Source organism: Ruegeria sp. CDSB086 (assembly GCF_059611065.1).
In genome coordinates, this window is the sequence record NZ_JBXWOV010000005.1 from 329,594 (window position 1) to 350,649 (window position 21,056).

Annotated in this window: 20 protein-coding genes; 13 read left to right on the forward strand and 7 right to left on the reverse strand. The window is 57.2% G+C overall.

Annotation, left to right across the window (positions count from 1 at the left end; all coding sequences use genetic code 11):
• Positions 1-21 precede the first annotated feature (21 nt).
• The 5 genes from AC2FIO_RS12655 to AC2FIO_RS12675 all read right to left on the reverse strand — a co-directional run bounded on the left by AC2FIO_RS12655 (position 22) and on the right by AC2FIO_RS12675 (position 5,049).
• The gene (locus AC2FIO_RS12655; RefSeq protein ID WP_496698022.1) at positions 22-723 is read right to left on the reverse strand and encodes an ABC transporter ATP-binding protein; all 702 of its coding nucleotides are present in this window, start codon (positions 721-723) and stop codon (positions 22-24) included.
• Positions 723-1,487: an ABC transporter ATP-binding protein gene (locus AC2FIO_RS12660; protein WP_496698024.1), complete on the reverse strand. Its 765-nt coding sequence runs from the start codon at positions 1,485-1,487 to the stop codon at positions 723-725. Before AC2FIO_RS12660 ends, AC2FIO_RS12655 begins: the two co-directional genes overlap by 1 nt.
• Complete coding sequence (locus AC2FIO_RS12665) at positions 1,484-2,770, reverse strand: branched-chain amino acid ABC transporter permease (protein ID WP_496698026.1); 1,287 nt, start codon at positions 2,768-2,770, stop codon at positions 1,484-1,486. The genes AC2FIO_RS12660 and AC2FIO_RS12665 overlap by 4 nt, the downstream gene beginning before the upstream one ends.
• Positions 2,767-3,723, reverse strand: coding sequence for a branched-chain amino acid ABC transporter permease (locus AC2FIO_RS12670; protein WP_496698027.1), 957 nt, complete (start codon positions 3,721-3,723; stop codon positions 2,767-2,769). Before AC2FIO_RS12670 ends, AC2FIO_RS12665 begins: the two co-directional genes overlap by 4 nt.
• A gap of 81 nt (positions 3,724-3,804) precedes the next feature.
• Positions 3,805-5,049 (reverse strand): branched-chain amino acid ABC transporter substrate-binding protein, encoded by a 1,245-nt coding sequence (locus AC2FIO_RS12675; RefSeq protein ID WP_496698029.1) that lies wholly within the window; start codon positions 5,047-5,049, stop codon positions 3,805-3,807.
• 378 nt (positions 5,050-5,427) lie between these two features.
• On the opposite strand from AC2FIO_RS12675, the gene AC2FIO_RS12680 reads away from it, so the two are divergent.
• The 11 genes from AC2FIO_RS12680 to AC2FIO_RS12730 all read left to right on the forward strand — a co-directional run bounded on the left by AC2FIO_RS12680 (position 5,428) and on the right by AC2FIO_RS12730 (position 17,686).
• Positions 5,428-6,261 carry an FAD binding domain-containing protein gene (locus AC2FIO_RS12680; RefSeq protein ID WP_496698030.1) on the forward strand — a complete coding sequence of 278 codons (834 nt, stop codon included), beginning with the start codon at positions 5,428-5,430 and terminating at the stop codon, positions 6,259-6,261.
• On the forward strand, positions 6,254-9,004 hold the full coding sequence (locus AC2FIO_RS12685) for a molybdopterin-dependent oxidoreductase (protein WP_496698032.1): 2,751 nt from the start codon (positions 6,254-6,256) through the stop codon (positions 9,002-9,004). The genes AC2FIO_RS12680 and AC2FIO_RS12685 overlap by 8 nt, the downstream gene beginning before the upstream one ends.
• Complete coding sequence (locus tag AC2FIO_RS12690) at positions 8,994-10,487, forward strand: 6-hydroxynicotinate reductase (RefSeq protein ID WP_496698034.1); 1,494 nt, start codon at positions 8,994-8,996, stop codon at positions 10,485-10,487. Before AC2FIO_RS12685 ends, AC2FIO_RS12690 begins: the two co-directional genes overlap by 11 nt.
• Positions 10,488-10,493: 6 nt before the next feature.
• Positions 10,494-11,357, forward strand: a complete 864-nt coding sequence (locus tag AC2FIO_RS12695) for a UPF0280 family protein (RefSeq protein ID WP_496698036.1) — start codon at positions 10,494-10,496, stop codon at positions 11,355-11,357.
• Positions 11,350-11,931, forward strand: a complete 582-nt coding sequence (locus tag AC2FIO_RS12700) for an amino acid synthesis family protein (RefSeq protein WP_496698038.1) — start codon at positions 11,350-11,352, stop codon at positions 11,929-11,931. Before AC2FIO_RS12695 ends, AC2FIO_RS12700 begins: the two co-directional genes overlap by 8 nt.
• The gene (locus AC2FIO_RS12705) at positions 11,928-12,509 is read left to right on the forward strand and encodes an amino acid synthesis family protein (protein ID WP_496698040.1); all 582 of its coding nucleotides are present in this window, start codon (positions 11,928-11,930) and stop codon (positions 12,507-12,509) included. Before AC2FIO_RS12700 ends, AC2FIO_RS12705 begins: the two co-directional genes overlap by 4 nt.
• Before the next feature lie 88 nt (positions 12,510-12,597).
• Entirely contained in the window at positions 12,598-13,812 is a 1,215-nt protein-coding gene (locus tag AC2FIO_RS12710; RefSeq protein WP_496698042.1) for an ABC transporter substrate-binding protein, read from the forward strand.
• Positions 13,813-13,879: 67 nt separating this feature from the next.
• Positions 13,880-15,724, forward strand: a complete 1,845-nt coding sequence (locus AC2FIO_RS12715) for an ABC transporter permease (RefSeq protein ID WP_282119305.1) — start codon at positions 13,880-13,882, stop codon at positions 15,722-15,724.
• Positions 15,721-16,494, forward strand: coding sequence for an ABC transporter ATP-binding protein (locus AC2FIO_RS12720; protein WP_496698045.1), 774 nt, complete (start codon positions 15,721-15,723; stop codon positions 16,492-16,494). The genes AC2FIO_RS12715 and AC2FIO_RS12720 overlap by 4 nt, the downstream gene beginning before the upstream one ends.
• A complete protein-coding gene (locus AC2FIO_RS12725; protein ID WP_496698047.1) occupies positions 16,487-17,188 on the forward strand; it encodes an ABC transporter ATP-binding protein in 702 nt (233 codons plus the stop codon). The genes AC2FIO_RS12720 and AC2FIO_RS12725 overlap by 8 nt, the downstream gene beginning before the upstream one ends.
• 72 nt (positions 17,189-17,260) lie before the next feature.
• A complete protein-coding gene (locus tag AC2FIO_RS12730; RefSeq protein WP_108859585.1) occupies positions 17,261-17,686 on the forward strand; it encodes a MarR family winged helix-turn-helix transcriptional regulator in 426 nt (141 codons plus the stop codon).
• Here AC2FIO_RS12730 and AC2FIO_RS12735 read toward each other — a convergent pair.
• A complete protein-coding gene (locus AC2FIO_RS12735) occupies positions 17,681-18,793 on the reverse strand; it encodes a CaiB/BaiF CoA transferase family protein (RefSeq protein ID WP_496698049.1) in 1,113 nt (370 codons plus the stop codon). The genes AC2FIO_RS12730 and AC2FIO_RS12735 overlap by 6 nt on opposite strands.
• 268 nt (positions 18,794-19,061) lie before the next feature.
• On the opposite strand from AC2FIO_RS12735, the gene fdxA reads away from it, so the two are divergent.
• Together fdxA and AC2FIO_RS12745 are read left to right on the forward strand one after the other, a co-directional pair.
• Positions 19,062-19,391 (forward strand): ferredoxin FdxA, encoded by a 330-nt coding sequence (fdxA, locus tag AC2FIO_RS12740; RefSeq protein WP_282119302.1) that lies wholly within the window; start codon positions 19,062-19,064, stop codon positions 19,389-19,391.
• 9 nt (positions 19,392-19,400) lie between these two features.
• The gene (locus AC2FIO_RS12745; RefSeq protein ID WP_496698051.1) at positions 19,401-20,207 is read left to right on the forward strand and encodes a ferredoxin--NADP reductase; all 807 of its coding nucleotides are present in this window, start codon (positions 19,401-19,403) and stop codon (positions 20,205-20,207) included.
• A 76-nt stretch (positions 20,208-20,283) separates the two neighbouring features.
• Here AC2FIO_RS12745 and AC2FIO_RS12750 read toward each other — a convergent pair whose 3' ends face one another.
• The gene (locus AC2FIO_RS12750) at positions 20,284-21,054 is read right to left on the reverse strand and encodes a crotonase/enoyl-CoA hydratase family protein (RefSeq protein WP_496698053.1); all 771 of its coding nucleotides are present in this window, start codon (positions 21,052-21,054) and stop codon (positions 20,284-20,286) included.
• Between the last annotated feature and the right edge of the window lie 2 nt (positions 21,055-21,056).

A 21,056-nucleotide genomic window follows, 5' to 3' on the forward strand; every position in this document is an offset into this window, starting at 1 on the left:
CAAGATGCCTGCGGCGATACCTCAGACCTCCAGCCATTCCTTCCGGATTTCGTCATTTTCGCGCAATGCCTGCGGGGTGCCTTCGTAAACCATGTGCCCGTGACCCATGACGTAAACCCGGTTGGTCACACGCAAAGCGATGGTCAGCTTTTGCTCGACCAACAGGATCGAGACGCCACGCTCGGCAATCTGCAGCAGCAGATCCCCCACTTGCTCAACAATCTTCGGGGCCAGACCTTCGGTCGGCTCGTCGATCATGATGAAATCGGGGTTGCCCATCAAAGCGCGGCAGATGGTCAGCATTTGCTTTTCGCCGCCCGACATGACCGAGGCATCCACATCCGCACGATTGCGCAGGTTCGGAAACATCTCGAACATGTCCTCGATACGCCAGCGGCCATCGCCGTCCTTTTGGCCGGGTTTCAGCCCCAGCATCAGGTTCTGGCGAGTTGTGAGACCGGGAAAGATATCCCGATTTTCAGGCACATAACCAATCCCGGCCTTGGCAATCTCAAAGCTCTTGCGGTCAGCGATCTCCTGGCCGCGGAACTGGATCGACCCGTGCGGGGCGACCTCGCCCATGATGGCCTTGCAGGTGGTAGACCGCCCAACCCCGTTCCGCCCCAACAGCGATACGATTTCGCCCTCGCCCACCTTAAGGTTAACACCCTGAAGAATGTGGCTCTTGCCGTAATAGGCGTGCAAGTCGGTGACCTGAAGCATTACACAGCCTCCTCTTCCAAACTTGCGCCCAGATAGGCTTCTTTCACTTTCGCCGATGCGCGTACAACATCCGGCGTGTCGGATTCGATCACTTCGCCATAAACAAGGACCGAGATCTTGTCCGCCAAATCAAAAATCACGCCCATGTCGTGCTCGACAATCAAAAGCGTCTTGTCCTCGGTCACGTTGCGGATCAGGTCGACGATCAGGTCGGTTTCCGAATGGCTCATCCCGGCGCAGGGTTCGTCCAGCAGTATGATATCCGCCCCGCCTGCGATCGTGATCCCGATCTCAAGCGCGCGCTGCTCGGCATATGCCAGCGTGCCAGCCAGTTCATTCCGGCGCGAACTCAGATTGATCTGCGTCAGAATACCGTCAGCCTTTTCGGTAACGTCCAGCTGGCGGCCAATCATGTGCCAAAAAGAATACCGATACCCCATTGTCCACAACAACCCACACCGAATGTTTTCGAACACGGTCATGTTGGGAAATATGTTGGTGATCTGGAAAGATCGGCTGAGGCCGCGGCGGTTGATCTCGAAGGGCTTCAATCCGGTGACATCTTCGCCGTGCAGAAACACTCCGCCCGAGGTCGGCGCGAACCGCCCGGTGATCAGGTTGAACAGGGTCGATTTCCCGGCCCCGTTCGGCCCGATGACCGCGTGGCGTTCACCCTTGGCGATCTGCAGGTTCACGCCTTGGATAATCTTGGCCAGACCAAAGCTCTTCTCGAGGTTTTTTAGCTCAATAGCAGGAGCGCTCATGCCCGATCCTCCGCATGGTTCGCATTGTCCCAGGCTTCACGGGTTTCCGGCAAAACGCGCGACACTAGGAAGAGGGAGATTGCGGCGATGATTGTTGCAAACGCTACGGCCTGATAGCCGCCACTATCAAAGGCAATGCCATAGAGATGCATCTCGTGATCGCCACCGTATCCGTGGCGCTTGTGGAAAAGGATTTCCAAAATGGCGGCCAGGGACAAGACACTCGTGATCGTAGGGATTGCCACTTTGAGATACGGCTTGATCAGCAATTTCAGTTTACCCAAGGCGAGCGGGCGTCGATGCATCGCGATCAACCCGGCAAAACCAGACGGGAAGAACATCACACAGGCCACGAACAAAATGCCCAGATACAACGCCCATAATTCGGTATGCAGGCCAAGAACCGTTTGCAGCAAGGTGAACACGACCGCCCCGATAATCGGCCCGACAAAGAAGCCAGCACCACCAATGAAGGTGATCAGCAGGATCGAGCCGGACGTCGCAAGGTTCAGGTTTTCCTCGGTCAGAATCTCAAAGTTGATCGCGAACAACGACCCGGCAACACCGGCAAAAAAGCCCGAAGCACAGAAGGAAATCCAGCGAACGTTGCGCTGGGAATACCCCAGAAACTCGGCGCGTTCTTCGTTGTCGCGCACAGCGTTGGCAATCCGCCCGATCGGCGTGCGCGAGAACAGATACATCAGCAGCGCTGCCACCAACAGCCACACGACCGTAAGGTAATAAACCTCTTGCTGTGTAAGGAATTCATACCCGAACACTGGCGGACCCATGGTCCGGTCGCCCGAGATGCCTTCTTCGCCGCCAAAGAACACGACGATGATGACGGAACAGGCGGCGATCAGCTCTCCGACACCAAGCGAGATCATAGCGAATACAGTGCCTGCCCGACGGGTCGAAAAACTACCGATCAGGAAGGCGAAGACCATGCCGAACAAGCCTCCGACTATCGGAAGAAACGGCAAAGGCAACCACAGCCCGTCCTCGACCATGTTCATCACGTGCATGGCGAAGAACCCGCCAAGACCCATATAGACCGCATGACCAAAGGACAGCATACCACCCTGCCCCAGCAACATGTTGTAGCTCAGCGCGAAGACGATGGTGATCGCCATCTGGTTCATGATCGTCAGCGCCGAACTGGACTGGAACACAAATGGCAGGCACAACAGGAACAGAGCGGCAAAAGCCCAAGGCATCATGTTCGATAGCGATATCAGCCGGGTAGTCCCCGCAGTTAAGGGTGTCTTACTGGCGATACTCATGATTCACGGTTCCCCATGAGACCTTGCGGGCGCAGAACAAGAACGATGATCATCAGCAGGTATGGCAAGATCGGGCCAAGCTGAGGCAGCGTCAGTGTCCACAGGTCCTGCAGCGGATGATCCCAGATCATCTCTGGCTTGGTAAAGCCGATCGCGGTCAGCACTTGTTCGGCCGTGACGTCATAGGCGGTGGCAAAGGTCTGAAGCCAGCCAATAATCAGGGATGCAACCAAGGCGCCCCAAAGCGAACCCAGACCGCCGATCACAATGGTCACAAAAACGATCGAACCAAGCTGCAAGGCCATGCCTGGGAAAACGCCCAGAACCGGACCGGCGATGACGCCAGCCAGACCGGCCATCGCGGTTCCCACGCCAAACACGCACATAAAGACCAGCGGTACGTTGTGACCCAGATTCTGCACGGTTTCGGGATAGCTGAGCGCGGCCTGAATGGTCATGCCGATACGGGTTTTGGTCAGAATGTATAGCAGCGTCAGGAAGATCCCCATCGCAACGGCGATCATGAAAACCTTGTAGGCAGGAAAAGCATTTCCAGCGATAGCGAAAGCTGCAAAATCCAGCGCGGCAGGTTCCGAGAATGGAAGCTGACTTTTGCCCCAGAAGAATTGAATCGTTTCTTCAATCAGCAGCGCAAGACCAAAGGTAAAGATCAGTTCTGGCACATGCCCGTATTTGTGAACTCGCCTTAACCCGTATCGCTCGATCAGAGCCCCGATCAAACCGACAATCAATGGCGCGACAAGCAAGCCGATCCAGAACCCGGTGACGAGGCTGATCTGATAGGCGAAATAAGCACCCAGCATGTAAAAACTGGCATGAGCAAAGTTCAGAACGCCCATCATGGAAAAGATCAGTGTCAAACCGCTGCATAGCATGAACAGCAACAAACCAGTCACAAATCCATCCAACACGTTCACGAGGAACAGCGCCATTACGTGTCTCCCTGCATATTATTGAGTGGCAGCCTGGTGGCCCGCCCGAATTTCAGACGGACCACCAGAGTGGTTAGAGGCTTATGGGCGCTTCATCTCGCATGTGGTGGACGAGTCATTGGACGCCAGTTCGACAACAGTTTCTGCAACCATACCGCGGCCAGACTTGTCGTATTCAAAAACGACCTCGGGTGTCTGGCCCTGCACGGTCACGGTTTGGATCGTCTGGTGATCGCTTTCACGCATCACGGTCTTGCCAGTGACAATACTGTCGTATTCCATGCCTTCCAGCGCGTAGGCGATCGCCTTGATATCCGTGGCGTTGCCAACTTCGTTGATCGCGGCTGCCAGCATCGGTGCGACATTCGCCATCTGAGGTTGACCAAAGTCCAGATCCGGGAAGCTTACATAGAAGGCCTCGATGAACTCCTGCGCTTCTGGTGTCGGGGCCGGATTTACCTGACCTGCACCGACCAGCTTGACGATTCCGTCGCCTTCTTCACCAAAGGCCGCGGTGATGCCTGAGGTCGCGCCATAGTAGGTGTAGATCGGCTTGTCGAAACCGGCACCCATGACCGCTTTTCCCAGGCCGACCATATCGCCACCCCAGTTACCGGTGATCACGGCATCTGCGCCCGAACCAACAATCTTGCGCGCGTAGGGCGTGAAGTCTTTGACTTTGCCGATCGGGTGCAACTCGTTCCCGACAATCTCAATATCGGGGCGCTTTTCCTGAAGGAACCGCTGAGCGGCCGCAGCAACAGCCTTACCGAACGAATAGTCCTGACCGATCACATAGACTTTTTTGATATCCGGGTTGGCTGCAATGTCATCGGTCAACGCGTCCATTTTGATGTCAGCATTGGCGTCAAAGCGGAAATGCCAGAACTGGCACTTGTCATTGGTCAACGCCGGGTCAACGGCCGAGTGGTTGAGGAAGATAACCGGATCATCAGGATTGCGACGATTGTGCTTGGCAACGGCTTCGGTCAGCGCGTTCGCCACACCGGATGATGCGCCCTGAGCGATGATGCGAATGCCCTGATCCATGGCAACCTGCAACTGGATGAGAGATTCCTTTGCGCTGATCTTATTGTCGAAAGGCACCATCTCGAATTCGGCATTCCCATCCAACAGCCCGCCAGGTTCGTTCACCAGCTCTTTGACGCTGTGGCGATAGATCGCCAGGCCTTGTGTGCCCGTCGTCGCAAATGGCCCGGATAGCGGATCAATGAAAGCGATTCGTACTTTTTCCTGTGCCGCAGCGGCCCCTGCAACAAGACCAGCAGCAAGTGCGGTCGCCATCATCAAATTGAACTTGTTCATCTCTTCCTCCCTATTGACACCAGGCGGTAGGTTTCAGCCCGCTGTAAGATCCACACATGGGTGAGTGATCGATCACTATATTTATGACTGTTTGTTAGTGTGTCAACGAATTACTGACCGAATTTGGAACTTCTGGACATTCGTGAAACAAAATCGGCATTGCGCCGTCACATCGCCCAATTTTATCGCGACTAGAGTGGCTGCTCCTCAATTAGCTTTGAAAATAAGGGGAATGATCAATCGACTGAATATCCGTGATCCAATCTTCTGCCCGCGCTCATGATAAACAAAACTGGCCCAAACAAATCGTTGACATTTTTTTTGTTCGCGTAATATCATTTGTGTACTAACGAGAAATTTCTCATCAGGATAGACACTTTGCGGTATCTTTCTCCCAACACGCTCGATGATGCATTTGACTTGCTGACCAGCAATGATCTGACGGTTGTCGCTGGCGGCACTGACTTTTTCCCATCCCGGCAGCGTCATGAGCTGCACACCGACATATTGGACGTCACACGCATCAATGGTCTTTCGGGCATCCAACTTGTGGATGACCGTTGGAGAATCGGAGCCACAACAAGCTGGACAGACATTGCCCGGGCCAATCTGCCCGTAGCATTTAAGGGCCTGCAAATGGCAGCGCGGGAAGTCGGTAGCCTGCAGATCCAGAACAGCGGCACGATTGCAGGGAACCTGTGCAATGCCTCGCCTGCCGCTGACGGCGTGCCACCGCTGCTGACGCTGGAGGCTAGCGTTGAGCTTGGCTCGGCCCGTGGCTTTCGCGAGGTTCCGCTGTCAAAGTTCATCACTGGCGTGCGCAAAACGGCGCTGTCCGGCGATGAGATTGTGACGGCGATCTACCTGCCCGACCCGCCCAAAGGGACTGTTGGACATTTCGAAAAACTCGGCGCGCGACGATACCTTGTGATCTCGATCACGATGACTTCTGTCATCATCGGCCTCGATGAAAACCGCCGGATCAACTATGCGCGCGTCGCCGTGGGGGCTGCGTCAGCCGTGGCACAAAGGCTGGTACAGCTCGAAGCCGATTTGATCGGGAAATCCCCTGAAACGGTTGAAGTTTCATCAGAGCATTTGGCACCGCTTAGCCCCATTGATGACGTCCGCGGGGACGCCGCATTCCGACTGGACGCGGTGGCAGAACAATGTGTCCGGGCAATCGCAGAGGCGGGACAACATCATGGATAAACGCGCTGATGAAATCACGACCGAATTCACCCTGAATGGCCACCCCGTCAGCGCGGTGCCGCGCGTGGGTGAGCGCCTGTCGGAAATGCTGCGCGAGCGGCTGTCAGCACGCGACGTCAAGATCGGATGCAATGCCGGCGACTGCGGTGCTTGCACCGTTCTGGTCGATGGTGATCCGGTCTGTGCCTGCCTGGTTCCGGCGCAACAGGCTGCTGGGCGGTCTGTGGAAACGGTGTCCGGGCTGACGCAAGATGACCAGATTGCCAAACGTCTGGCAGAAAGCTTTCAAAACCACGGTGCGGCGCAGTGCGGTATCTGCACGCCGGGCATGATGACCGCTGCCGTCGCATTGCTGCGCGAGACTCCTGAGCCAAACAATGAGCAGGTCCAGGATGCCCTAGGCGGCGTTTTGTGCCGCTGCACCGGGTATCGCAAGATTATCGATGCCGTTGTTGCCGCTGGTGCGCCTGCTTTGCCCGAAGCATCATTGGGACACGCGGGCGAAGCCATCTGGCGCGTGGATGGGCACGACAAGGTCACAGGCACAGAGCTTTTTGGCGATGATGTTGCCCCGGCAGGTACATTGGAAATCTATGTCATCCGTTCCCCTTACCACCGTGCCAGGTTTACACTTGGCGATCTGGACACTTGGGCCAATAAGACCCCTGGGATCGAAGCAGTCCTGACTGCGGCCGACATTCCCGGGCGCAACAACTTTGGCGTTATTCCCGACTTTGCCGACCAACCTGTATTCGCGGAGACCGAGGCTCGGTTCCGTGGCGAGGCTGTCGCCGCCATCATTGGTCTGCCCGAGATTCTGGCAACATTCGATCCAGCAGATTTTCCAGTAACGTGGGAAGAAAGACCCGCAGCGCTGGATTCACCGGACGCCATGACACCCCTAGCCGCGCAGCTACACCCAGATCGCGACGGCAACGTTATGTGTGCCGGTTTCGTGAAATGCGGAACACCAGAAACCGCGTTGGATAACGCAGATGTTGTGGTCGAAGGCCATTTCCGCTCGGGCTTTGTCGAACATGGGTATATCGAGCCTGAGGCCGGGTTCGCCGAGATCGTGAACGGGCGGGTCGAAGTCCATGCCTGCACGCAAGCCCCGGTGATGGATCTGGACGCGCTGGAGATCATTCTGGGGATGCCGCGCGATCAGATCCGTATTGCCCCGACCGGGGTCGGCGGCGGGTTCGGTTCAAAACTCGATATCTCGGTGCAGCCTTATCTGGCACTTGCCGCGCTCAAAACCGGCAAGCCGGTGCGACTGACCTATTCCCGAACCGAGTCGATGCAGTCCACCACCAAACGCCACCCTTCCGACCTGCAGGTCAAGATCGGGGCAACCAAAGACGGTCGTATCAGTGGGATGACTTTTGATGGGCTGTTCAACACAGGCGCCTATGCCAGCTGGGGTCCGACCGTGGCCAACCGGGTTCCTGTTCATGCCTCGGGGCCGTACAAAATCACCGACTACCGCGCCGAAGCCAAAGGCATCCATACGCATTGCCCGCCATCGGGCGCATTCCGCGGCTTTGGCGTTCCACAATCAGCCATCGCGCAGGAATGCCTGTTCGACGAGTTGGCGGACAAGCTAGGCATCGACGCGCTTGATTTCCGCATCAACAATGCGCTGGAGAATGGGGTCCCCACCGTTTGCGGGCAGGTCTTCGATCAGAGTGTTGGCATTCGCGCCTGCCTCGAAGCGCTGCGTCCCGCGTGGGCTGAAGAAAACAAAGCAGCTCAGGCACACAACGAACAAAACAATACCTTGATGCGCGGCGTTGGGCTGGCGGCAGGCTGGTACGGGTGCGGCAACACTTCGTTGCCCAACCCGTCGACGATCAAATCGGGTATCCGGTCAGATGGCAGTGTGGTCCTGCACCAAGGAGCGATGGATATCGGCCAAGGGGCAAACACCGTCATCACGCAGATCTTTGCCACGGCGCTTGGTGTCCCGGTTGCGCAGATCGAAATCATCGGGGCCGATACGGATGTCACGCCAGACGCGGGCAAAACTTCGGCCTCACGTCAGACCTATGTCTCTGGCAGCGCTTCACGTCTGTCGGGCGAAGCGATGCGGGCGCAGATTCTGTCCCGCGTGAACGCCGGGCCTGATGCTGTGATCACCCTGAACGCAGGCGCAATTGCTGTGGATGATAACGGACAGCAGCACACGATCGACCTGACCACGCTGGAACCGGACGCCGAAGGGTATGTTCTGCGTTCCGAAGAAACCTATGACCCGCCCACAAAACCGTTGGACGAAAACGGTCAAGGGATACCTTATGCTCAGTTTGGTTATGCTGCGCATCTGGCTGTTGTCGAGGTGGACACAAAACTTGGCACGGTGAAACCGATCAAATTCGTGGCCGCCCATGACGTCGGCAAAGCGATTAACCCGATGCTGGTCGAGGGTCAGGTGCAGGGCGGTATCGCGCAGGGTCTTGGCATGGCACTGATGGAAGAATACCTGCCCGGCCTTACCGAGAACCTGCACGACTATCTGATCCCGACCATTGGAGACATCCCCCCGATCGAAACCCTCATCATCGAGGAAGAGGATGCCCACGGCCCCTACGGTGCCAAGGGACTGGGAGAGCACGTTCTGATCCCGACGGCCCCGGCCCTTTTCAATGCAATCAATCGCGCCTGCGGCGTTCGGCTGACGCAAGGTCCTGCCACGCCTGCAAAGATGCGCGCAGCAATCAAGGAACTGAAAGATGGCAACTGAACGCGCCACACCAGAGAAAATTCGCTGCGATGCCTGCCCGGTGATGTGCTACATCGCGGACGGTAAAATCGGGGCCTGCGACCGCTATGCCAATCATGGTGGCGACCTAGTCCGTTTGGATGCGTTGACGATCATCGAAAGCACTGAGGACACGCGCCTTGTCCCGTTCCTGAAAGACGGTAAAGACCCCGAAGACTGGGACGGCGACATCGTGCAAGGCAAGCGGCCCTTTGTGACCGCCGTCGGTGCGGGCACGACCTACCCCGACTACAAACCTGCGCCCTTTATCGTCAGCCAGGACGTGGAAGGCGTGGATATGGTTACTGTCGTGACCGAGGGGATTTTCTCGTATTGCGGTGTCAAAGTGAAGATCGACACCGATCGCCATATTGGTCACGAGCGCGATGTCGTCCGCGTGGACGGTGAGCCCGTCGGGCATGTGATGACCTCGGAATACGGGTCCAAGATGTTGTCGCTGGGTGGGGTCGAGCATCTGACCGGCGGTTCAAAGAAAGAGGGGCGGATCACTTGCGACGCCCTACTGCGGCTGTGCAATCGCGAGGCCGTTGAAATGGTGATCGGCGATGAGGGGCACGAAACGACGATTGTGGTTCAGGCCGGTAAAGCGCCCATCATTAATGGGGTCGAAGAGAAACTGATGCGGGTGGGCTGCGGCTCGGCAACGATCGGAATGTTCGCCAAGCAGTGGATTGAACATGTGGATGACGTGGTGGTGGTCGACGACCACATTACCGGCGTTCTGTCCGAGCATCAGGCAGGCAAACTGCTGGATGTCGAACCAACGGGCATCAAGATCAATGGTCGTCGTTCCACCCCGGGTCGCTATTTTCAGGTCGCAGAGCCTGGCACCGGCTGGGGCGGTACGGATATCGAGGATCCGCTAAAAATTCTGGGCGACTTCAATCCAAAATTCGCGCGTAAAGGTATGAGCCTGTTGATGGTATCCACCACTGGTGAGCAATATGGCTATTTTGAACTGGATGCCGAGCTGAAACCTCAGCTCGTCGAGATTCCCCCGGCGCTGAAGGCGTCTGCTGAGCTGATTGCCGAAAACTGCGAACCTTCGGTCTGCTCGGTTCTGTTCATGGGCGGCGCAGGCGGCAGCCTGCGGGCAGGTGTCACGGAAAACCCGGTGCGGCTGACAAAATCGGTCAAGGACTCGCTGACCTTTGTATCCTGCGGCGGGGCCGAGGCTTACGTTTGGCCTGGCGGCGGCATCACCGTGATGGTCGACGTTCTGGGCATGCCCACCGGATCGTTCGGGTACGTGCCAACACCAGCGCTGGTCGCCCCCATCGAGTTCACGATGCGTGTCAGCGACTATGGCACGCTGGGCGGACACATGGATGAGATCAAGCCGGTTTCCGAGGTTGTCTCGGACGAAACCCGCAAGGTGGATCAGTTCGAAAACCAACCCGACCCGATGTCTTCGAAAAATTATCGCTGGGCGAAAGGAGCATAAGGCCGGATGCACCCCACCTCTGCCATATTGCCCTGCGGCCGCAGATTGCATCTGCAACACGGACCGATCGACCTGATCGTCGAGGCAGATGGCGCGCAAGATATCGCATTCGAAGCTGCCCAGTTCCGGTTCCAATCCTTGCTGCAGGGCTTGGTGGATGAACTGGGGTTGCTGAAAATGCCCATGACCGCTGAATGCGCCCGCCCTCAAGGACGGGTAGCGCGCCGCATGGATGAGGCTGCGCGCCCTCATTCCAACGTGTTTGTTACACGCATGGCCGCCGTTGCCGGAGCTGTCGCGGACGAAGTACTGGCGGCCATGCTTCACGCCACACCTCTGGATCGCGCGTTGGTCAACAATGGCGGAGATATTGCTGTTTATCTGGGCTCGGGTCAGGACTATCGCATCGCAATGAGCGGGCTTAACGGATGCGATCTGGGCCGCATTGCTATCCGTGCAAGCGACAAGATTGGCGGCATTGCCACGTCGGGTCGCGGCGGGCGCAGCTTGAGCCTTGGCATCGCCGACAGCGTTACAGTGTTGGCCAGCAACGCAGCAATGGCCGATGTGGCAGCGACGCTGATCGCCAATGCGGTTGATCTGCCCGGGCATCCGGCCATCCGGCGCCTTCCGGCCAATCAACTACGCGATGACAGCGATTTGGGCGACCTGCCCGTTCCGGTTTCTGTCGGCCAACTCTCTGCCCAAGATATTCAAGATGCCCTGTCACACGGCCTGAATACTGCCGAGACCTTGCTTGGACGCGGTTTGATCTCTGCCGCCCATCTGTCTCTTGGCTCCCACTCCCGCCAGACGGGCGCGTCTCGACTGGTGATCTCAACCACTCAAAAGGTTCCACAATATGCCTGACGTTCAACTGCGAAAAAAGCTGTTTTCGCTTGAAGAAATTTATCACGAAGGCGGACCGATGTCCGACGCGCCGCTGGTGCGGGTGGCTGCAATGGCCGTTATCGCCAACCCGTTTGCAGGGCGGTACGAACCCGAAATTCAGGGCTTTATGGAAGACCTCAAACCTCTGGGTCTGGAAATGGCACAAGCCCTGATCGACATGCTGGGCGGTCCGGAAAACGTCCAAGGCTATGGCAAAGGTTCTTTGGTTGGTGAAGGCGGCGAGCTGGAACACGGCGCACTGTGGCACGCCCCCGGCGGCTATGCGATGCGCCAGTTGCTAGGCACGGCAAACGCGATTGTGCCCTCATCCAAAAAAGTCGGTGGCGTGGGTGCGCGGCTGGATGTGCCGATCACGCATATCAACGCCTCATATGTGCGCAGCCATTTCGACAGCATGGAGGTGGGTTGCAATGACGCCCCGCGCGCAGGCGAGCTGGCTTTCTCGCTGGTCATGACAACCGGGCCGCGGGTGCATTCGCGCTCGGGCGGGCTTGAGGCGTGGGACATCAAAGGAGAGGACGGCCTAAGATGACAAAGATCCGCAAAATCGCAGTCAACGTTGAAGAAACCCATATCGAGGCAGGGCGCCCGATCTCGCCCGCCACACGCAAGGCGGTGGCAATGGCCGTGATCGAAAACCCCTTTGCCGGGCAATATGTCGAGGATCTGACACCGCTGATGGAAACTGGTGCTGAGTTGGGCGCTTTGCTGGGCCGCCGCTGCGTCGAGGCCCTTAACATCACACCGGAACAGGCCGAAAGCTACGGCAAATCGGCGATGGTCGGTGAGAATGGCGAGCTGGAACATGCCGCCGCCATCCTGCACCCCAAGTTGGGCGCGCCACTGCGCAAAGAGGTCGAAAAGGGCGCTGCCTTGGTGCCTTCTTCGAAGAAGATGGGCAGTCCTGGGCAGGTACTGGACGTACCGCTTGGTCACAAGGACGCGGCCTATGTGCGCAGCCATTTTGACGGCATCGAAGTGCAGTTGAACGACGCGCCCCGCGCGAATGAGATTATGGTGGCAGTTGCGGTCACCGACAGCGGACGACCGCTGCCGCGTGTAGGCGGACTGACGAATGAGGAGGCAGAAGGCAAAGACGGGCTGCGCTGAATGTAGCAGCTGCGCTCTTTAGGGCTGACAACACATTAAGAAGCCGGGATAACTGGCCGTGAACAATGATCATTGGGAGGAATTTGAAATGAATCTGATCAGACGCACGGTACTGGGCGCGCTTGCGGCGTTGCCCTTCACCGGTTTGACGGCTGGGGTCAGTCTGGCCCAGGACACAATCGTTTTGGGTGAAGTAAACAGCTATACCCGTCTGCCCGCCTTTACCGAGCCCTACAAGAAAGGTTGGCAACTGGCGGTCGAACAGATCAACGCCGCAGGCGGGATCGACGGCAAGCAACTGGAAGTGATCAGCCGGGATGATACCGGTGATCCAGCCACCGCAATCCGGATCGCCGAGGAACTGGTCTCAAAAGACGGTGCAGTTCTAATCTTTGGCACCTTCCTGTCCAATATCGGTCTGGCCGTTTCCGATTTTGCCAAACAGAAAGAAGTCCTGTTCATCGCGTCCGAGCCCCTGTCCGACGCGATTGTCTGGTCCAAAGGCAACAAATACACCTATCGTCTGCGCCCCTCGACCCACATGCAGGCCGCGATGCTGGCCGAACAGGCCGCCAAGCTCGACGCCGTGAAATGGGCGACTGTCGCGCCGAACTACGCCTATGGGCAGGATGCGGTGAAGGCCTTCAAATCCGAACTGACCAAATTGCGCCCCGATGTAGAATTTGTCGAAGAACAATGGCCACCGCTGTTCAAGATCGACGCGGGTTCCACCGTACGCGCACTTGAGGCCTCGAAACCGGATGCGATTTACAACGTGACCTTCGGCGGCGATCTGGCCAAATTTGTTCGCGAAGGTTCGCTGCGGTTCCTGTTCGAGGATCGCGACGTGGCATCATTGCTGACCGGAGAACCGGAATACCTCGACCCGCTGGGGGCTGAGGCTCCTGAGGGTTGGATCGTCACCGGATACCCCTCGACCGACATCGCAACGGACGAGCACCAGGCCTTTGCTGAAGCCTATATCGAGAAGTTCGGCGAAGCGCCCAAAACCGGCTCTATCGTTGGATATAACTCGATCCTCGCCATCGCCGCAGCACTAGAAAAGGCCGATTCCACAGACACTGACGCCCTGCTGGCCGCGATGGAGGGCCTGACCGTCGACAGCAGCCCGACCGGCCCTTTCACCTTCCGTGCGGCTGACCATCAGTCCACGATGGGCGCCTATGTCGGCAAGACGGGAACAGTCGACGGCAAACCGACTATGGTCGATTGGTCCTATGCCGACGGGGCTGATTACTTGCCCAGCGAAGACGACGCAGCAGCCTTGCGTCCGGCGGAATAAGCCGAATTAGGCGGGGCAATAGCTGCCCCGCCCCACAAAAAGAACACGAACAAGGGACGGTGGCCCGATGGGGTTCTATTTTGCACAGCTACTGACTGGATTGGCGAACGCTTCCTCGCTTTTCCTGATCGCATCCGGGCTTTCGATCATCTTCGGCGTCACGCGGATCGTGAACTTTGCGCATGGCTCGTTCTACATGGTCGGCGCCTATCTCGCTTACACGCTGGTCACACTCTGGAGCGGCAGCATCCTTGGCTTTTGGGTCAGCGTCATTTTGGCCGCTATGATCGTCGGAGTGATCGGCCTGATCATCGAACTCACTATCCTGCGCCGCATTTACCACGCCCCCGAGCTGTTCCAACTGGTCGCAACGTTTGGCGTCGTATTGATCTTTCAGGATGGCACGCTGGCGATCTGGGGCGCAGAGGACCTTTTGGGCCCGCGCGCGCCGGGATTGGATAGCGCAGTTCGCATCATGGGTGAACCAATTCCCGAATATGACCTCGCCTTGATCGCTATCGGGCCGGTCGTATTGCTGGCCATCTGGCTGCTGTTTCACAAAACGCGATGGGGTGTTCTGGTGCGTGCCGCGACCCAAGACCGCGAGATGGTCGGGGCGCTAGGCGTCAACCAAGCCTGGTTGTTTTCGGCAGCATTCGTATTGGGCTCGTTCTTGGCTGGATTGGGTGGCGCACTGCAAATCCCGCGCGAGGCGGTATCGCTGCAGATGGATCTGTCCATCATCGGTGAGGCTTTCGTCGTGGTTGTCATTGGCGGTATGGGCAGCGTGTCCGGCGCGTTTGTAGCGGCGGTTCTGATCTCGGTCCTGAACGCTTTTGCAATCCTGATCTTCCCGCAAATCTCAATCGTTTTACCCTTCGTCATTATGGCGATTGTCCTGATCTTCCGGCCCCATGGCTTGTTCGGCAAACCCGGCAGCGAAAAGGGCGCGCCGGAAGAACCGGACCAACCACTGGCGCTGATGGATCAGAAATCAGCAATGGTGCTGATGGCCGCGCTGCTGGTGCTGGCGCTTAGCCCCTTGTTCACTGCTGATTTCACTTCGGTCCTGATGGTCGATGTGATGGTCGCGACGTTATTTGCCGTATCGCTGCATTTTATGATGGGTGTTGGCGGCATGGTCAGCTTTGGGCACGCCGCTTATTTCGGCGTTGGCGCCTATGGCGCGGCGATGGCGGTCAAATTCCTTGGCCTCGGCATGATCTCGGCTATGCTTTTCGGCCCGGTTTGCGCGGCCATAGCAGCGCTGTTCTTCGGCTGGTTCTGTGTCCGGCTGTCGGGCGTTTACCTCGCCATGTTGACCTTGGCCGCAGCCCAGATCCTATGGGGTGTCACGTTCCAATGGCAGGAATTCACCGGCGGGGATGATGGCATCCTTGGCGTATGGCCTGCCAAATGGGCCAGCTCCGACAAGGTTTATTTCTACATCGCCTTCGTCCTATGTATCGGCGGGATATGGGCTTTGCGTCGTGTGGCCTTCTCTCCATTCGGCTATATCCTGCGCGGCATACGCGACAGCCAGACCCGGGCTGAATCGATCGGCATCGATACCCGGTTTCATCAATGGATGGGCTTTGTGCTGGCGGGTGGCTTTGCCGGTTTGGCCGGGGTCGTCTTTGCATTTTCAAAGGGCAGCGTCTTTCCTGACAGCCTCGGCATCGCGCTGAGCATCGACGGTCTGATCATGGTTCTTCTGGGTGGCATTCACGCGCTGGCGGGTCCGATCCTTGGGGCCGGTGCCTTTGTCCTGATCGAAGATTGGGTCACGCGGTTAGACTACTGGCGCTTTATCTTCGGGGCCATCATTCTAATCGTTGTCCTAGTGGCACCTGACGGGATTGCGGGCGGTGTCCAGCGCCTGCTGCGCGGCTTGAAAGGAGGCCGGGCATGACCAACGTTCTCGAAGTCCGTAACCTGTCCAAATCCTTTGGCGGCGTGCAGGCCGTGAAGGATGTGAATTTCGATCTGAAGGAAGGGGAATTCCTTGCCCTGATCGGTCCCAACGGCGCGGGCAAAACCACATGTTTCAACATGCTGAATGGCTACCTAAAACCGAATACAGGTTCCGTATCCTTGCGCGGCCAGGCCCTGATCGGCCACCCGCCGCGCAAGATATGGCGTATGGGTGTCGGTCGAACGTTCCAGATTACGGCAACCTTCCTGTCGATGACCGTTGTGGAAAATGTCCAGATGGCGCTGATCTCGTATCACCGCTGGGTGTTTGACCTGTTTTCACGCGCAACGCGGATGTATGTGGACGAGGCAATGGCGCTGCTGGAACTGGTCTCGATGCAGGATCAGGCCGAGCGGGCATGTTCGGAACTGGCTTATGGCGATCTGAAAAGGCTGGAACTGGCGATTGCCCTGGCGCATGAGCCCGCCCTTCTATTGATGGACGAACCGACGGCGGGCATGGCACCATCCGAGCGGCTAGCCCTGATGGCGCTGACTGCCGAAATCGTGGCCAAAGGCGGCGTAAGCGTGGTGTTCACCGAACATGACATGGATGTCGTTTTTGCCCATGCCCATCGTATTCTGGTCCTGAACCGGGGTGAGTTGATCGCCGAAGGCACAGGGTCTGAAATCCGCACCAACCCGTTGGTCCAAGAGGTGTATCTGGGCGGTGGCTCAGTCTTTGAAGCGGAGAGCGCCCATGCTTGATGTCAAAAACCTTGGCGCCTGGTACGGCCGTGCCCAAATCCTCAATGGTGTTTCGCTGAGCGTCGGCGAAAACGAGGTGGTTGCGCTGATGGGCCGGAATGGTGCCGGCAAATCAACCACCATGAAGTCCATCATGGGATTGGTGCGTCACATTGATGGCACCATCCGCTATGCCGAACGCGAGGTTCAGGGGAATACCCCTCATGCGATCTGTCGCCTTGGCATGGGTTATGTCCCCGAAGACCGTCGTATTTTCGGAGATCTGACCATCGAAGAAAACCTCGAAGTCGGACGCCGCGAACCACGTCCAGATGCACCCCAATGGACACAGGAACACTTGTTCGAGTTGTTCCCAAATCTGGCTGAGCGTCGCAAGAACCTGGGCAAGCAACTTTCGGGTGGGGAACAACAGATGTTGACCATCGCCCGTACGTTGATGGGCAATCCCAAGCTGGTCCTATTGGATGAGCCATCAGAAGGGATTGCCCCGGTCATTGTTGAACAAATGGCCCGCGTGATTGCAGAACTGAAACGAGAAGGGCTGTCGGTGCTGATCAGTGAACAGAACCTGCACTTTGCGCGCATCGTGTCAGACAGGGCTTATATCATCGAAAAAGGCGAAATGCGGTTTGAAGGTAGCTTTGCTGACCTCGACGAAAACCCAGAAATTTCAAACACCTATCTTGCCGTCTAATACCTTAGTCTTGTGGGAAGGACTAGGCTTTGTTTATTATAGTACAAACAATTGAATCAGGCAGGAGCCGTCATGACGGAATCCATTGAAAGCTATGCGCTTGACGAGCAGGTCGGCTACCTTTTGAGGCTGGCCAATCAGCGCCACGCGTCGATTTTCCAGTCACACACATTGGACGGCCTGACGCCCACGCAGTTTGCTGCGCTGATCCGTATTGCCGATTTGGGCAAGTGCTCTCAAAACCGGTTGGGGCGGCTGGCGGCAATGGATGTTGCGACGATCAAAGGGGTCGTTGATCGCTTGCGTCAAAAGGGATTTGCGGTTGTCGAGCCCGATCCGGACGACAAGCGACGCACACTGATTTCGCTATCCCCCGAAGGCGAGGCCATGGTCGCGCGCATGAAGGATGTTGGTCAGCAGATCACCAACGAAACGCTCAAGCCGCTGACGGCCGCCGAACAGCGCAACCTGATTCGGATTTTGCGCAAAATCTCATGATTTGAAGGGCCGTTTGGCAGACGCCTTATCCAACTGCAATTCAGACCGGGAAAACCGGATCGGAGTGCGCAGACCGGGCACGCCCTCCGGGTTAATCTGCATCTCGCGATGCTGAATCTGCGGGTCGCTTAGTGCCTCGTGCACTGAATTGATCGGGCCACCGGGCACGCCATGTTGTTCAAGGGCCGCCAACAGATCGACCTTGGTCCATTTCAGACAGGAACTCGTCAGCAATTCAGTCAACGCAGCGCGATTTTCCACACGGTCCGCATTGGACATGAATCGGGTATCGTCGATCAACCCCGACAGGCCCAGTATTTCGCACAGGCTTGCATATTGCCGGTCGTTTCCACAGGCGATGATGATGTGCCCATCCGCCACCGGAAACACTTGATAAGGCACGATATTGGGATGGGCGTTACCCAGTCGCGTTGGGCACACACCCGAGGCCAGATAATTCATCGCCTGATTGGCCAGAACGCCCGTCATGCAATCCAGCAGGCTCAGATCCACGTGTTGTCCCTGCCCCGAACGCTCTCGTTCAGCAAGTGCAGCCTGAATGCCGATTACCCCGTAGAGGCCCGTGAAGATATCTGCAAAGGCGACGCCGATCTTTTGCGGCTCTCCCTCGGGGTCGCCTGTCAGGTCCATGATCCCGCTCATACCCTGGATAAGAAAATCGTACCCCGCCCGATGGGCATAGGGCCCATCCTGACCGAACCCAGTGACGGATGCGTAAACAAGTCCGGGGTTGATCTGTTTGACGCTATCATAATCCAGGCCGAATTTCTTCAACCCGCCGACCTTGAAGTTTTCGATCAGCACATCCGCATCGCGGATCAGATCCAGCAACTTGGCCCGATCACCCGCATCCCGGAAATCCAATGCGATACTGTCCTTGCCCCGATTGGCCGCGTGGAAATAAGCGGCTGTCTTATCGCCATCGCGTTCGATAAACGGAGGGCCCCATTTTCGGGTATCATCCCCCTCGGGGCTTTCGACCTTGAGCACATCCGCCCCCAGATCGGCCAATGTCTGCCCGATCCAGGGCCCGGCCAGAATGCGGGCAAGTTCGATCACTTTCAGTCCGTGCAAGGGGGTGCTCATGGGTTGAACCTTTCAAAACTCTGCTGCGATCGGCCAACTTGTGTCCGGGATCGAATCCTGCATCTCCCCAACAGCATAAGTCCGATGTTTCGACAACCCGCTTGTCAGTCATGCCACCCTGCCGAAGCGCAGCATTTTCGTTAGTACACTAACTTTTTTCACATTTGGGTCAAGAGCCCGACTCAGGAAAATTTCATTCGTACAGAAACGTATTGACAGGCACGCACTTCTCACAATACTCATTCGTACACTAACGAATAGGCATTCCATGACTTACGTCGTCACCGAAAACTGCATCAACTGCAAATTCACCGATTGCGTGGAGGTTTGCCCAGTAGATTGTTTCTACGAAGGGGAAAATACACTGGTCATCCATCCCGACGAATGTATCGACTGCGGTGTGTGTGAACCGGAATGCCCCGCCGACGCAATCCGCCCGGACACTGAGGACGGGATGGAGACGTGGGTCGAACTAAACGGGAAATACGCAGAGGCGTGGCCCGTCATCACCGAAAAGAAAAACCCGATGCCTGACGCAGACGATTGGAACGGCAAGGACGGCAAACTGGAGCTTCTGTCCGAAGCCCCGGCAGAATAGGAGATCAAGATGTCGCTGGATTCCATGACCAAAACCGAATTCCCCATTCCGGCGGGCGTGTTCGCCGAAACCGTGACCGAGGTGAAACACTACACTGATCGCTTGTTCAAATTCCGCATCACGCGCCCGGCTTCATTCCGGTTTCGGTCAGGTGAGTTTGTGATGATTGGTTTGCCGAACGCGGAAAAACCCGTGTACCGCGCCTATTCCATCGCATCACCCAGCTGGGACGAAGAGATCGAGTTCTATTCCATCAAAGTCCCCGATGGCCCGCTGACCGAACACCTGCAGAAGATTCGCGAAGGTGATACGGTTTTGATGCGCAAAAAGCCCACAGGCACGCTGGTCAATGACGCGCTATTGCCGGGCAAACGGCTTTGGATGTTCTCGACCGGCACCGGCATCGCGCCTTTTGCATCGCTGATCCGCGACCCCGAAACCTATGAGAAGTTCGACGAAGTGATCCTGACCCATACCTGCCGGGAACAGGGTGAACTGGACTATGGCAAGGATCTGGTCGCGGAGCTCAAATCCGATCCGCTGGTTGGCGAGATGGCACAGAATTTGCGGCACTATTGCACCCTCACGCGTGAGGACTATCCGTTCAAAGGTCGGATCACCGATCTTATGGCATCGGGCAAAGTGTTCAATGATTTGGACCTGCCGCTAATCTCACCAGAAACAGATCGCGGAATGATCTGCGGCTCGATGGCGATGCTGCAGGATACCAAGGCCGCGCTGGAAGGGTTCGGCCTGGAAGAGGGCGCGAACAACAAACCTGCAACTTTTGTGGTCGAACGCGCCTTTGTCGATTGACCAACCGGGGCTCTGCCCCGCCCTACACCGGGATCTGGTGAAACGCTCTCACACCAGATCCCGCGTGTCTCGGGACTTACTGATTGTCCCGCTTTCCTGTCTTGTTCAGAAACGCCTCCATCCCGGCCCGCGCTTCGGGTGAGGATTGGGCAATCGCAGCAGCCAGGCTTTCGGTAAAGAAGCCATCACTGGCCGACATGTCATTGATGCGCGTGATCGCCTGCATCATCATGTAATTTGACAGTGGCGCATTCTCGGTCACACGCCAGGCCAGCTCCATCGCTTTGTCAAACACGGATCCGTCCGGTTCAACATAATGCGCCAGCCCCAGTTGCAACCCTTCGTCCGAGCCATAGCGGCGACCGGTCAGCATCATCTCCATCATCCGGCTGGCCCCGAGAATCCGGCCAACACGTACCGTTGCGCCGCCACCCACAAAGATCGCGCGGCGTCCTTCGGGCAGCTCATAGAATGTGTCCTGCTGCGAGACGCGGATATGCGCGGTCATTGCCAGTTCCATCCCGCCGCCCAGCACACCGCCGTTCATTGCGGCCACAACCGGAACCCGGCCGCATTCGATCTTGTCGAAAATCCGGTGCCACAGGCGACATTCATGCATCGCCCCTGCGGCGTCGCGCATCGAATGTTCCAACAGGTCCAGCCCGGCACAGAAATGCTGACTGGAACTGCGGATCACAACGGCGCCGATCTCATCGGGAAGGGTGTCGAAATAGTGCTCGATCTCGAACAGCAGCCCGTGATTGATCGCATTGAACTTGGCAGGTCGGTCCAGCGTCAGGATACCGACCGGGCCGTCTGTCTCTGGGGTGATATGTGTATATTCCATTG